Origin of the sequence: Acidiplasma aeolicum, assembly GCF_001402945.1 — an archaeon.
GTDB lineage: Archaea > Thermoplasmatota > Thermoplasmata > Thermoplasmatales > Thermoplasmataceae > Acidiplasma > Acidiplasma aeolicum.
The window spans coordinates 1-13,567 of the sequence record NZ_LKBG01000223.1 but is presented as its reverse complement, the minus strand read 5'-3'; the positions used below and the strand labels follow the sequence as shown (position 1 = coordinate 13,567).

Genomic DNA, 13,567 nt, shown 5'->3' with positions numbered 1-13,567 from the left:
TTTTTAAAAATTAAATGAATTACTGTATCTTTATGGCTAAATTTATATTCAAATTAAATATGTCAATATTATGATATTTAATAAAATACGATCAATGCATTTTCCCAATGATGTTTTTATTGGCCATAATGCAATAGTTAATATAAACGATGTTGTTAAAAAAAATTTGAGGTCCGGAGAAGCATTAATAATTACCGGAAATAAAACATATGAACTGGCAGGAAAATATATAGAAAAATTGCTGGATGATATACAATATAATGTCCTGATTGTTGATGGGGCATCCATTGATACCTTAAATTTCATTAAAAATGAAATTAAAAATTCAAAAATAGGTGTTGTTATTGGCGTTGGTGGTGGTTCCAAAATTGATCTTGCCAAAAAAACCGCGGCAGATATTGGTGTTCCTTTTATAAGCGTACCAACCGCCCCAAGCCATGATGGCATTGCATCACCAAGGGCATCAATATCAGATGGAAAATCTGTACTTTCAGTGGAGGCAGTTATGCCATCTGCAATAGTTGCGGATACATCAATAATGTTAAAGGCACCGTACAGATTTGCTGCAGCCGGTGCAGCAGATGTTATAGCAAACATTACTGCTGTTGAGGATTGGCGTCTTGCATACAGATTAAAGGGGGAGGAGTTTAGCAGCACTGCTGCAATCATATCAGAGTATACATCCAAGGAGCTAATGGAGAACGCAAATATGATACAGCCGGGAATGGAGGAAAGCATATGGCTCATAACAAAGGAAATACTTGCCTCAGGAACAGCTATGGCCATAGCGGGCACTTCCAGACCAGCAAGTGGGAGCGAACATTTATTTGCCCATGCACTGGAGGTTCTTGGCAGGGGCACCTCAATGCATGGAGAACAGGTGGCAATGGGGTCCCTGGTAAGCATGTACCTTCAGGGAGGGGACTGGATTAAACTGAAGGAAACATATAAAAAGATAGGTGTGCAAACAAAAGCATCAGAATATGGAATTTCTGATGATATTGCAATAAAGGCCCTTTCAATTGCCCATAGATTGAGGCCTGAAAGGTACACAATTCTTGGAGAAACAGATCTTAGCACGAGGGTGGCCGAAAAGGCACTTAAAATTACAGGGATTATATAATGCAATGATAACCTTAATAAGGTATTTATTTTTACAGTATGTGATTATATGGGTAAAATTACATTAATTGGTGTTGATTTAGCGAGAAAGGGTGATGTTTTTACTTTTGTTGGCCCTCTTACTGGAAAATGCGATGAATGCAGGATAAGAAATGTATGTTTTAACCTGGAAGAGGGTAAAAGATATAAAATCGTCAATGTAAAGGAGCAGATAAATCCATGCTTTATTTTTAATAAAAATAAAGTTTCCACGGTGGAGGTTGAGGAGATGCCAAATACATTTAATGTACAGTACAGCCGCCACCTTATTGATGGAATTTCACTGGAGCTAAAATCCATGAAATGTGATTATATAACATGCCCTTTCATAGAAAAATGCAATCTGATTAATTATAAGGGCAGCAAAAAAATTGTTGTCAAAAAGGTTTTGGGCAAGATTAAATGCCCAAAGGGATATGATATGAGGGAAGTGGAATATTAAATGCTTAAAATTGGGTTGATTGGAAAGCCTAACGCTGGAAAATCCACACTTTTTTCTGCAATAACACTATCTGACGTTGATATAGCAAATTATCCATTTACCACAATCAAACCAAATGTTGGTATATCATATATTACCGATGAATGCCCAGAAAGGTATATCGGTGCAAAATGCAATCCACGCGAGGGCAAATGTATTAATGGCATAAGATACATTCCAGTGGAAATCATTGATGTCCCCGGACTTATAGAGGGTGCCAGTGAGGGCAAGGGCATGGGCAATGAATTTCTGGATAATATACGTGATGCAGATATAATAATAAATCTTTATGATGTAAATGGCGATGAGGATTCAGGTGACTACAAAATAAACATTAATATGGTAAGGAACGAAATAATGCTATGGCTAAAGGAGAGAATATATAGAGACTGGCAAAAATTTGCCAGAAAGGAGGATGCTGATACCTCAGAAAGATTAATTGAGAAGATTTTAAAAAAGGTGGCCTCATTTGGGATTAAGGAGAAGGATCTATTTTACATTATGTCCAAAGACTCATTTCCAGAAAGGTTAATAGACTGGAAACCTGAGGATGTCGAGAGATTCTGCAATGATATTCTAACATATGTAAAGCCCATCTTTAATATTGGAAATAAGATAGACCTTCTGGATTCAGACTCAATTGAAAAAATAAAAAAGGACTTAAATAACAATTTTTTAATATCCGCAGAATACGAATTTATTCTCGCCAAGGCGTTCAAAAATGGTTATATAAATAATAATTCAATAGATTTTAACTATACAAATAAATCTGGCGAGGAACAAAAAAATGCCCTTGAAAAAATAAGAATGTTTTATAAAAATAATGGCATTCGAACATTTACTGATATTATAACAGATATTATAAAAGGGCTGGGTTATATAGTTGTATATCCGGTTGCAGATGAAAATAAGTGGACCGATAAAAATGGTAACATACTTCCGGATGCCTACATAGTTAAGGATGGTACAACTGCCCTTGACCTCGCCTTTCTGGTGCATACAGATATTGGAAAGAACTTTATAAGGGCCATAAACGGAAAAACCAAGAGAGTAATAGGAAAAGATTATAAATTATTAAATAATGATGTGGTCAGAATTGTTTCCAATTTAAGGTGATATAATGCCCAATGGTATGAATGCAGGCAGAAAATTAAAAAAAGTTAGAAAACATTACGCATGGTCAGATCGTGATTATAAAAGAAGAATGCTTAATCTTAGAGAGAAGAGTGATCCTCTTGAGGGTTCACCACAGGCAAAGGGTATAGTCATAGAAAAGGTTGGTATTGAGGCAAAACAGCCAAACTCAGGCATCAGGAAGTGTGTCAAGATACAGCTTATAAAAAATGGAAGGCAGTTATCAGCCTTTGCCCCTGGCGATGGTGCAATAAACTATATAGATGAGCATGATGAGGTTGTTGTCGAGGGTATTGGAGGTAGAATGGGCAGGAGTAAGGGAGATATTCCTGGTGTTAGATATAAGGTAATAAAGGTTAATGGAATATCACTGCTTGAGCTTGTTCGTGGAAGGAAGGAGAAAACAGTAAGGTGATTTCATGGATCAGCTTTTAATGAATAAATATGATGTAAGTGGGATACAGATTCACGATCAGGGTCTTGCAAATTATATAAATTTAACATCTTACATTAATCTGCATACCGGAGGAAGGTTTTCAAACTATCTTTCGGGTAAGAAGAACATGAACACCATCGAGAGGCTTTTAAATAAGCTTATGAGAACAGAAAAATGGACAGGAAAAAAATATTCTGCATATAAAGTTTTAAGTGAGGCTTTCGACATAATAAATAAAAAAACAAAACAAAATCCTGTGCAGGTACTTGTTACAGCCATAGAAAACAGCGCTCCAAGAGAGGAGGTAACCAGGTTAAAATATGGTGGCATTGCAGTCCCGAAATCAGTAGATGTATCACCCTCCAGAAGGCTTGATGAGGCATTAAGAAATATATGCATAGGTGCAACTAAAGCCTCATTTAAACATAAAATACACATAGAGGAATGCCTTGCAAACGAAATTATACTTGCATCAAGAAACGATGGAAACTCATATGCAATATCCAAAAAGGAAGAAATAGAAAGAGTTGCAGCTTCTGCCAGATAAGTATTTTTTTTATTTTTAAAATTTATAAATAAAGTATATTTATTCAGTTTTTAGTGTGTATTGATTCTATAATTTTATAAAATGTTTATACATGCAGTTTTACCTAATAATAAACCCTCAGTGCAACCATAAGAAGCACTATAATAACCATCAGAATCATTGTTATAAATGAGAAAACGTGTGTTTTTTTCCTTATCTTTTTTATCTCATCAAATTTGTTCTGTTCGTTTAATTTAACTATTAACCTACCATGATAAATATTATTTCCATACATTATGACAATCATTATTATAATAAGAACCTCAGCAATAAAAAGGATATGCCCCTCTGTGCTGGTAAAATAAAGTGAGAAATTTTCCAGATACTTATATGTCATCGTTAGCCCTGTTGCTATAAGGAGTATTAAGCTAATATTAGTATATAATGCAAACTTTTTTCCAACAAACCCTAGCAATCTGGTTCTTATTTTCTCATCATTAAGTTTATATGACTCCGGCCACAGTATAAGCCAGATAAAAATTGAGCCCCCGACAAATATTATGGCGGATAAAACGTGTATAAATAATATAATTGTTAGGCCGATTTTCTCCACCGGTGGTAAATTAAGGTAAAACATTCTGGCATTATTCTAATAAATTATATTAAATTAATCACATTTGTAAATATCTTTTTAAAAAGTAATTTAAGGTATAAAAACATATATATTTATGAATTATTTAATAGTAACAAACAGCTGTCCGTTTTCACATGATAAACAGGGCAATAAAATTGTTACAACCAGTAATGTTGGGGGTGTTGCAACGGCCCTAAAGTCCATGCTCGAAAAATTTGGTGGCACATGGATTTGCTGGGGAAGGGGGTCCGCAGATGAGAATTTCTGTGAGGAAAAGTATAACAATTATACGTTAAAAAGAATTATGTTAACAAGGCGAGAGAGGCAGGGGTTTTATGAAGAGTATTCAAATGGTGTTTTATGGCCACTTTTTCACTATTTCCGGGATAAAATAAAATTTATGCCTGTTTCATATAAAATATATAATGAGGTTAACAAAAAATTTGCAAAGGAAATATCTCAGAATATTGAAAATAATTCAGTAATATGGATAAACGATTACCAGCTTACAATGGTTCCATTTCATCTCAGGCAGATGGATATAAAAAATAAAATAATATTTACATGGCATATACCATGGGTATCTAAGGAATTTTATTCTATACTTCCAGAGGGGAGGGATATTATTCAAAGTCTTTCTATGAGCGATGTTTTAACATTTCATACAAAATTATATACCAATAATTTTACTGAAACATACAGATTCCTTTTCAATGAAAAACCGCATAGCAAAGTTTATTCAATACCGCTTGGGATAGATACGTCATTTTTCTCATATGAAAGAGCAAGGAAAATAAAATATGATGGCATCGCAAACAAAAAGATCATATTTTCCATTGACCGGCTAGATTACACCAAAGGATTGATAAATCGTGTGCTGGCCATAGAAAGAATGCTCAAAAAATTCCCTGAACTTGCAGGTAAGTTTGTTTATGTAATGAATGTTACACCAAGCAGAACCAATGTTCCAGAGTATATAAAAATGAAAAAGGAAATCGAAATGACGGTTGGCAGGGTCAATGGTGAATTCAGCACCATGTCATGGACACCAATAATATACATGTATAGAAAAATAAAGGATAGCACGTTACTATCGTATTACAAAATAGCTGATGTGGCATTAATTACCCCATTAATTGATGGTCTTAACCTTGTAAGCAAGGAATTTATATCAGTTACAAGAAAGGGTGTTTTAATAATATCCAAATTTGCTGGTTCAGCATGTTATTTAAATGATGCACTGCATGTTAATCCATATAACCTTGATGAGATTGCAGATGCAATAGTAACAGCAATAAATATGGACGAGGGTGAGAAATATGACAGACTCCAGAAGCTAAAAATGGAGGTACAAAAAAAGGATAGCACATGGTGGTATAAAAAAATAATAAGCAAGGTTGCATAATCCCAACATGAATGAAATTAACAAAATTTTGGGGGACGTTAAAAGCATAATAGATCTGGAACCACAAATATTTCTGGATTATGACGGCACGCTTGTTCCCATAAGAAATGATCCCTCAAACTGCTATGCAGACAGCGAGCTGGATTTTATTTTAAAATATTTGGATAAATATTATGAACTTTTTATTGTGACCGGAAGGTCACTTGATGACCTTATAAAATTTATAGGCAATTATAACATTGTTGCACTCCATGGTGATATATATTATATTAATGGTGAGGTTATTGAAACATGTGAGTTCCAGAGATATGTAAGAATATGCAATAAATTATATGAAAACAGACATTTTTTCACAAAAAAGTATAAAAATTTAAAAATTTTTAATAAAACAGGTGGCCTGTTATTTCATATGGGTGATGTGCATGATGGCAATGAAATTAATGAAATAATAGAGGAGGTTAAAAAAATCAGCAGGGAGGTCAGCATGGATGTATACAGGGGTAAGAATATCGTTGAGCTAAGAATGCCTGGCATAAATAAGGGAACTGCAATAAAAAAGATAAGGAATAAGAATAGGCCGGCCATAATAATCGGGGATGATATTACAGATGAAGAGGCTTTTGAAAATAATAAAGATGCAATAACAATAAAGGTCGGCTCTGGAAAAACATCAGCAAGGTATAATGTGGAGTATAAAGATGTGAGGGAAATTTTAATAGATATTATAAATTTAAGATAAAAGTTAATCCTTCTCTATTAGCTTAATATTTAAAACCTTCTCAAGTTTCTTTGCCGTATTTATATCCGGCAGGAGTTCCCCACGTTCTATGTTTGATAATACATTTTTCCTCTCCAATATCTTTTGCGCAAGCTCTTCCTGCGTCATGCCCATCTGCTCCCTTTTGCTTTTTATTAACCTGGCATAATCCTCTACTATATCAAGATTTTCAATATTTTCAGGCTTCCTGTAAATTTTTTTAGGATTATCCCTGTTTAAAGGCTTTTTAAATGGTTTTTTATGCTGTGGAACTATAATTTTTTTTTCGGGGAATTTTATTGTCAGTGTTTCGCTTAAACTGTTATATTTTTTTTCCTCTACAGGTTCACCGAATCTTGCACAATCCTCGCATACATTGAGAATTGCACCATCTATTTTTATCTTAATTAATTTATTTGTTTGTTTTCCACACATATCACAGTTCATAGTTATATATTATTAATTACAATATAATTTTATTGCACTCGTAAATATTTATTTACATCGCTTTAATATTAAAAGGTGAAAGAAATAAACAAAAGCATAATACTGGAAAAAAATAAAATTTTCACAGTATCTGAGTATAATAAATCAGTGTACGGTGAAAAAATTAGAAATTATTCTGGAAAATATTTACGTGAGTGGAATCCAAGAAGGAGTAAACTTGCAGCCGCAATTATAAAAGGACTTAAAGAGGTACCATTAAATAGCAACTCAAATGTATTATATTTGGGTGCATCAACAGGAACAACCGTTAGTCATATATCAGATATTTGTTATAATGGAAGGATATTTGCAGTAGAATTTGCCTACGACCCATTTGTAAAACTTTATAACCTTGCAAAAATTAGAAGTAATATTTTTCCAATTCTTGATGATGCAAATATGCCTGAGAAATACAGATTTTTTGTGGATAAGGTTAACTTTATATATCAGGATATTGCCCAGAGGAATCAGGTTGATATTTTTAATAAAAACGCTGATTTATTTACTTGCGCAAAATATGCAATGCTGATTTTGAAACTAAAATCGATTTCTTCTAGGAAAAATGAGAGATTTATTCTAAATAATGCCATTAGAAATATAAAAAATTTTAAAATAATGGAGATAATTGATTTACGCCCATTTGATTCTGGCAACTTCCTTTTATCAATGGTGAGACATTAACATGGGTGGCATTTTTATTTATTTTATAATAAATAATAAAATAACACAAATTTTGGATAAATATCATGAAAATTTTTAAAAATATCAATGATAGAAATTATTCATATCTTAAAATTATAAAATATTGAATAAATGATTTTTTAATTTTAATAATATATTTAATGCCATTTCATGTGCAATTGGAAAAGCTTATATAACATTGTTTTTTATATCATAATAAGGTAAGGAAAGTGAAAATAGAGATAGGAGAAAAATATGATTTCGAAATAGAGAGGTCGGATATAGAGAACGTCAGGGAGGGTTCAATAATTGCCACCTATTATAACATGGGCAACCCAATCTACGTTGAGCTCATCTTAAATAAGTCTCTTGCAAATGAAATCAGAAAATTCTTTATGCACTCAAACAAGAAATCCGCATTAATATCAATAACGAGGATATCAAAATTAAAATACAGAATAACTCCAACCATAGTGATACTCAATAAACAGAGAGGTGCGTTACAAAAATAGTTAATCAAAATTTTAGGAAAATTTAGACAGCTTAAATTTATAAAAAATAATTTTTTGTTTTATTAATTATAAATTAATGGAAAACTTTATATTCTAGTTTGTAAATATATTATTTGGTATTCAATATGGCTTTATATAAGAAGAAATTTGAAGAAGAACTAGAAGACGAAACAGCCAGCTATGATGAATTAGAAAAAACAATATGGAGTGATAACAAAAAATCAGGGAGAAAGTCTAGATCTATCCCTAGGAAATAAGGTTGATTCACGCACATTGCTTAAATTTAAGAGGTTCATTACAAGCCTTTCAAGGCCAAGGCCCCATCCAGCGTGTGGTGGCATGCCATATTTAAAAGCTTTTATGTAAAATTCGAAATTATTTTTGTTTAATCCTTTTTCATTAAAACTGTTCTCAAGCATGTTATAATCATGAATTCTTTGTGCACCTGAGCATACCTCAATATCACGTAACTGTAAATCGAAGGATCTTGTAACATTTCTATTGGTATCATCAGGCATAGTATAAAAAGGCCTTAAATCCTTTGGCCATTTTGTTATAAAATAGAAACCATTATATTTTTTAGAGACAAATTTCATGGCCTCCGGGGAAAAATCATCACCAAAGTTTAATTTAAAGCCATTGTCATTCAGATAATTAATAAGCTCTGAGTATTCTATACGTGGAAATGGTGGCCTTACCTCCTCAATGGAATAACCAAGACCTTTTAATTCCTTGCCAAGAATGGAGTCGGCGCGGTTAACGGAATATGCTATGGCGTTTTCCAGCATCCTCATGACTGTTTCATCATCAGAAAAGCTCATTTCAATATCTATGGATGTAAACTCATTTAGGTGCCTTACAGTGTTCTCTTTTTCTGCCCTGAAGGCTGGACCAACCTCAAAAACACGGTCAAAACCAGAACTCATTAATATTTCCTTATATAACTGTGGCGACTGATTTAAATATGCACGTTTTTCAAAATACTGAACAGGGAACAGGTCAGCACCACCCTCTGTTGCAGCCGCAACAATTTTGGGTGTGTGAACCTCAATAAAATTATTTTTGTTCATATATTCTCTGATGCCAAAAAGAAGCTCGCTTTCAAATTTGAATATAATAAGATTTTCAGGCTTTCTTAAATCAATGAATCTATTATTTAGTCTTGTATCGAAATCAACATCAACAAGATCAATAACGCCCATTGGAAGTGGGGTCTCTGCCGTATTTAATATTATAATTTCATTTGCAAGAATTTCCACACCCGATTTGCTAATGCTTTTTTTGTTTAATTTACCAGATACTTTAATAACAGACTCCCTGGAAATATTATAAATGGAATCATAATTTTTTACCATATTATCCTTAACTGTCACCTGGACAGACCCTGTATTATCCCTAACTATTAGGAAAAGAAGCTTTTTTATTTTCCGTATTTCCTGAACCCATCCATCGATTTCTATTATAGAACCATCTTCTAGATTATTTATATTATTAATGTACGTTCTCATTAGAGGTTTATATTTATCTATTTATTAAATTTTTAACTTTTTCCAGTGTTTCAATTAGATTTATATTTATTTTTAAAATAATCTTATGATATTATGATTATACTTGGCTATGATGTTGGTGGTACGAAGGTTTCAGCCATTATTGGCAATGAAAATGGTGAAATAATAGATTCCATAAAGAGAAAAACAACAAAACAGTATGGTAAAAACGGACTTTCGCAGCAGCTTATAGATATGGGCGAGGAGCTTCTATCAAGAAATAAATTGAATAAACCGGATATGATTGGAATAATTTTTGCAGGTATTGTTGATTCAAAAAGTGGTTTAATTGTATCATCCCCGAATATCCTTGGCCTAAAAAATTATAATATTACAGAGGGGCTTGAAAAGCACTTTGGTGTTACAGTAAGGCTTGAAAATGATGCATCGGCCAGCACAATAGCTGAGAAAATATTTGGCGGGGCAAAAAAATACAATAATTTTGTTTATATAACATTAAGCACAGGTATTGGAGGTGGGATATTTATTAATGGTAAACTCTACCGCGGGTCCCATGGCATGGCAGGCGAAATTGGACATATGGTTATGGTGGCAAACGGCCCAATATGTGGATGCGGCCGGCGCGGCTGCTTTGAAACACTGGCAGGTGGGAATGGTATAAGGGCAAGGGTGCTGGAGGATGTTCATGGATTAAATGACTCCACAATACTATCAAAACTCAGACCTGAATTTATTAATGCAAAGGCTGTGTTTGACGCAAAGAAAGAGGGCGATATGCTTGCACAGCTAATAGTTGAGGAAACAATATATTATCTGGCTGTGGGTATTGTAAATATTATAAATATTCTTGATCCAGAGGCAATATTCATTGGAGGGGGCATAAGCAAGGAGGGTGAGGATCTTTTCACCCCATTAAAGATGGCCGTTGATGAGGAGATGAAATCATTAAAACGGGATGTTAAAATTTATCAGGCGCTGGAAAATGGTCCTGATCTGGCTTCCATAGCAATATGTTTATATAAATATTGATATTGTATAACTATGGATGGGAGGCAAAAATACTGCATGGTAAAATTTAATGATGAGTTGGTATGCATAGACAATTCAATAGAGCTTTTCAGGCTTCTCGGGAAAAAATATACCATTATGATCATGACGCTCCTTGCCAATAATAAATTAAAAAATCAAAATTTCAATAAAATTGTTAATGATCTGCCAGGGTCCGATAAAACATTAATATCACTGAGAATTAAACAGCTTACAAAATTTGGTATTATAGAAAGAAAAAGTTATGGGAATATAACATACGAGCTTACAGACAGGGGCAATGAAATATTAAGGTTAATACTTCCTTTATTCAGGAAAATGCAGTATGATCAATTAATCTGAAAGGCTTTCCATTAGGGTGTTAAAGCGATCCTCCAGCCTTTTAATTGCATAATCAAGGACATCTATGGCCTTTAATGACCCATCTGTTTCAAATTTGAAGATAAATCTGGTATCATCCTCATCAATCTTCACATGGTCTTCCTCAAATAACTGTGAAAGAAATCTGCATGGAGTGTCATCGCTAAATACAATTTGATCATCAGTCTCGCTGACCACGGATTTTGGGCATTTTTCTTTATAATATGTCCATTTATTAAATTCGGATTTATTGATGGTGAATGTTCTGTGATATTTATATGAAACCCCTGAGGTTACCTGCCATTTTGCATGTTCCTTACCACGTCCCAGTATGGCCTCACATGTTACCAAAATTGCCTGGTCCTTTTTTAATTTTACAATGGGGATCATGGGATCAGTTGGTGTGAGGTCCGGGCGGTTTACAGGCATAATATCTGATGAATAAACATCCCCGGGGCCGAGTTTATTAATGGAATATGTAACTGTGCATAAATCGCAACCAGTCCCACCGCATGAACATTCGTCCCTGAAATTAAGTTTTAGATCTGTTTTTAATGGAATTAAGCCAAGCCGGGACGCAATCATCTCATCGAATAATGGTAATGAGGAATCATAAACGTTTCCGTCCTTATCCCTTATCTCTCCATGATGAAAAACAACATTTTCTATTGCAAGTTTTGGTATATCATTAATCAATGTTCTTCTTAAAGAATTGGCTATTCCCGGAGTAATACCATCAATCTCAAAACGGATAAAATTATCTTTTAATTCAATAATTTTAAGCATTTTATACTCTCCTTCCTCTCTTGCCCCCTTTCTTTTTGGTGCCATCATGGGGTATGGGTGTAACCTCCTCAATTCTTAAAATTTTAAAACCTGCCCTGGACAATGCCCTTATGGCAGACTGTGCTCCTGGGCCAGGAATTCTAGATTTGCTGCCGCCCGGAGCTCTAACCCTTATAATTAAATCAGTTATCTCCTTTTCACGGAGCTTTTCAGATATAATATCTGCCGCCTTCATGGCAGCGTAAGGACTTGATTCATCCCTGTCATTTTTAACCACCATTCCACCGGTTGATTTTGCTATTGTTTCTGATCCTGTCTGATCTGTTACAAGTATTAATGTATTATTTTGTGATGCATAAATATGGGCTATTCCAGTCTTATTCATCTTCTTCCTCCTTTACATTTTCCTTTTTATCTTCTTCCTGTTCCTCTTTAACGGCCCCTGCAATGGCAAGCCTTATGGGATGGTTTTCATCCGCAAATGGTGATTTCTCACTGTATGCTATATTATCCTCAAAACCTTTTTGAACAAACATGCTTGGAATTGTTGTGACACGACCATTTACAGTTATATGCCCATGAACTATTAACTGCCTTGCCTGCTTCATTGTTGATGCAAAATTTTTCTGATAAACTATTGTCTGAAGCCTTCTATCTAAAATGTCCTCAAGCGAGAGTGCCAGAATATCATCCAGTGTTGCGTTTTCTGTTAATATATTTAACCGGCTTAATTTCGCAAGCAGCTGCTGTAACTGTTTCTGGGCCAGTGGGTCGCTGTACCTTATTTTTGCCTGAAGGCTCCTTGCCTGTGTTCTAAAATTATTAAGTATGGCCTCAGCCTTCCATAACTCACGTTTATTTTTCAAGCCATATTTAATCAGAAGCTCACGTTCATAATCAATTCTTTCCTTCTCCCATGGATGTCTCGGGGTTGAATAACTTTTCCTCTGAAATTTCTGATCTCCCATAAATAACACCTTATTTCTTTCCTGGTTCCTCCTTCTTTCTAACCACTCCTATTGATAAACCCTTTCTACCATTTGATCTTGTTCTCTGTCCCCTGACCTTATGACCCTGCTCATGTCTTATACCACGGTATGACCTCATTTTCTTCATTAAATTGATATCATCATTAACCTGGAGGTCAAGGTCATTGGATAGCAGGTTAAAATCCTTGCCCGTGGTTATATCCTTTCTATGGTTTAAAAGCCATACAGGCATATCTGCATATTCTTTATTTTCAACATATTTCCTTATTTCAAGAATTTTATCCTCTGATAAATCGCCTATTCTTACAGATGGGTCTATATTAAATTTTGCTGCTATAATTTTTGCCTGCCTGTATCCTATTCCCTTAATATCTGCAAGTGCAAGCTCAAATTTTCTCTCTCCTTTAATATCACGGTTAGCGATCCTAACTATATACTGAAAATTCTCATTATTGTTATCTTCTGCCATTTTATCATCCTGTTTAACGTAAGTTATTCCTTATTATTTCAGTATATATATTCTTTATCATTATTAATCTATTTTGGCAAGCTGTGCATGTGGCACGCCATTAATACGTATAACGTTCTCGGGGTCTATGTAATTTGCATTAATTGCTGCACTCACAACCCTTTCTCCGACCAAGTTTGCAATCGTGCATATGGA

19 protein-coding genes are annotated in these 13,567 nt (G+C 34.1%); 11 read left to right on the top strand and 8 right to left on the bottom strand.

Annotated features, from left to right (window positions below; genetic code table 11):
* The first annotated feature begins 70 nt into the window (after positions 1–70).
* The 5 genes from AOG54_RS05155 to AOG54_RS05135 are packed head-to-tail and all read left to right on the top strand — an operon-like array spanning position 71 to position 3,759.
* A complete protein-coding gene (locus AOG54_RS05155) occupies positions 71–1,123 on the top strand; it encodes an NAD(P)-dependent glycerol-1-phosphate dehydrogenase (protein ID WP_048101679.1) in 1,053 nt (350 codons plus the stop codon).
* Between the two features lie 48 nt (positions 1,124–1,171).
* Entirely contained in the window at positions 1,172–1,603 is a 432-nt protein-coding gene (locus tag AOG54_RS05150) for a UPF0179 family protein (protein WP_055032504.1), read from the top strand.
* Positions 1,604–2,758 carry a YchF-related putative GTPase gene (gene ychF / locus AOG54_RS05145; protein WP_054964549.1) on the top strand — a complete coding sequence of 385 codons (1,155 nt, stop codon included), beginning with the start codon at positions 1,604–1,606 and terminating at the stop codon, positions 2,756–2,758.
* Between the two features lie 4 nt (positions 2,759–2,762).
* Positions 2,763–3,191 carry a 30S ribosomal protein S12 gene (locus AOG54_RS05140; protein WP_048101682.1) on the top strand — a complete coding sequence of 143 codons (429 nt, stop codon included), beginning with the start codon at positions 2,763–2,765 and terminating at the stop codon, positions 3,189–3,191.
* A 4-nt stretch (positions 3,192–3,195) separates the two neighbouring features.
* Positions 3,196–3,759 (top strand): 30S ribosomal protein S7, encoded by a 564-nt coding sequence (locus AOG54_RS05135; RefSeq protein ID WP_048101683.1) that lies wholly within the window; start codon positions 3,196–3,198, stop codon positions 3,757–3,759.
* Between the two features lie 103 nt (positions 3,760–3,862).
* Here the strand turns inward: AOG54_RS05135 and AOG54_RS05130 are convergent, their stop codons facing one another.
* The gene (locus tag AOG54_RS05130) at positions 3,863–4,375 is read right to left on the bottom strand and encodes a DUF2269 family protein (RefSeq protein WP_048101684.1); all 513 of its coding nucleotides are present in this window, start codon (positions 4,373–4,375) and stop codon (positions 3,863–3,865) included.
* 91 nt (positions 4,376–4,466) lie between these two features.
* Here AOG54_RS05130 and AOG54_RS05125 point away from each other — a divergent pair, with 91 nt between their 5' ends.
* Positions 4,467–5,777, top strand: a complete 1,311-nt coding sequence (locus AOG54_RS05125; RefSeq protein WP_054964425.1) for an alpha,alpha-trehalose-phosphate synthase (UDP-forming) — start codon at positions 4,467–4,469, stop codon at positions 5,775–5,777.
* Positions 5,778–5,784: 7 nt separating this feature from the next.
* The gene (otsB, locus tag AOG54_RS05120) at positions 5,785–6,516 is read left to right on the top strand and encodes a trehalose-phosphatase (protein WP_054964424.1); all 732 of its coding nucleotides are present in this window, start codon (positions 5,785–5,787) and stop codon (positions 6,514–6,516) included.
* A gap of 3 nt (positions 6,517–6,519) precedes the next feature.
* Here otsB and AOG54_RS05115 read toward each other — a convergent pair whose 3' ends face one another.
* Positions 6,520–6,981, bottom strand: coding sequence for a multiprotein bridging factor aMBF1 (locus AOG54_RS05115; RefSeq protein ID WP_048101687.1), 462 nt, complete (start codon positions 6,979–6,981; stop codon positions 6,520–6,522).
* 75 nt (positions 6,982–7,056) lie between these two features.
* Here AOG54_RS05115 and AOG54_RS05110 point away from each other — a divergent pair, with 75 nt between their 5' ends.
* Entirely contained in the window at positions 7,057–7,701 is a 645-nt protein-coding gene (locus AOG54_RS05110) for a fibrillarin-like rRNA/tRNA 2'-O-methyltransferase (protein ID WP_054964423.1), read from the top strand.
* 230 nt (positions 7,702–7,931) lie between these two features.
* Positions 7,932–8,213 (top strand): hypothetical protein, encoded by a 282-nt coding sequence (locus AOG54_RS05105; RefSeq protein WP_048101688.1) that lies wholly within the window; start codon positions 7,932–7,934, stop codon positions 8,211–8,213.
* A 221-nt stretch (positions 8,214–8,434) separates the two neighbouring features.
* Here AOG54_RS05105 and aspS read toward each other — a convergent pair whose 3' ends face one another.
* Entirely contained in the window at positions 8,435–9,721 is a 1,287-nt protein-coding gene (aspS, locus tag AOG54_RS05100; protein WP_054964042.1) for an aspartate--tRNA(Asn) ligase, read from the bottom strand.
* A gap of 93 nt (positions 9,722–9,814) precedes the next feature.
* Here aspS and AOG54_RS05095 point away from each other — a divergent pair, with 93 nt between their 5' ends.
* Both AOG54_RS05095 and AOG54_RS05090 read left to right on the top strand, forming a co-directional pair.
* Positions 9,815–10,750 carry an ROK family protein gene (locus AOG54_RS05095; RefSeq protein WP_048101690.1) on the top strand — a complete coding sequence of 312 codons (936 nt, stop codon included), beginning with the start codon at positions 9,815–9,817 and terminating at the stop codon, positions 10,748–10,750.
* Positions 10,751–10,762: 12 nt separating this feature from the next.
* Positions 10,763–11,110: a winged helix-turn-helix transcriptional regulator gene (locus tag AOG54_RS05090; protein WP_048101691.1), complete on the top strand. Its 348-nt coding sequence runs from the start codon at positions 10,763–10,765 to the stop codon at positions 11,108–11,110.
* Here the strand turns inward: AOG54_RS05090 and AOG54_RS05085 are convergent.
* The 5 genes from AOG54_RS05085 to AOG54_RS09525 all read right to left on the bottom strand — a co-directional run.
* The gene (locus AOG54_RS05085; protein ID WP_048101836.1) at positions 11,102–11,914 is read right to left on the bottom strand and encodes a DNA-directed RNA polymerase subunit D; all 813 of its coding nucleotides are present in this window, start codon (positions 11,912–11,914) and stop codon (positions 11,102–11,104) included. The genes AOG54_RS05090 and AOG54_RS05085 overlap by 9 nt on opposite strands.
* A gap of 1 nt (position 11,915) precedes the next feature.
* On the bottom strand, positions 11,916–12,299 hold the full coding sequence (locus tag AOG54_RS05080; protein WP_048101692.1) for a 30S ribosomal protein S11: 384 nt from the start codon (positions 12,297–12,299) through the stop codon (positions 11,916–11,918).
* Entirely contained in the window at positions 12,292–12,882 is a 591-nt protein-coding gene (locus tag AOG54_RS05075; RefSeq protein ID WP_048101693.1) for a 30S ribosomal protein S4, read from the bottom strand. The genes AOG54_RS05080 and AOG54_RS05075 overlap by 8 nt, the downstream gene beginning before the upstream one ends.
* Before the next feature lie 10 nt (positions 12,883–12,892).
* Entirely contained in the window at positions 12,893–13,372 is a 480-nt protein-coding gene (locus tag AOG54_RS05070; protein ID WP_048101694.1) for a 30S ribosomal protein S13, read from the bottom strand.
* 63 nt (positions 13,373–13,435) lie between these two features.
* On the bottom strand, positions 13,436–13,567 hold a 132-nt coding region (locus AOG54_RS09525; protein WP_156324217.1), incomplete at its 5' end, for a DUF424 family protein.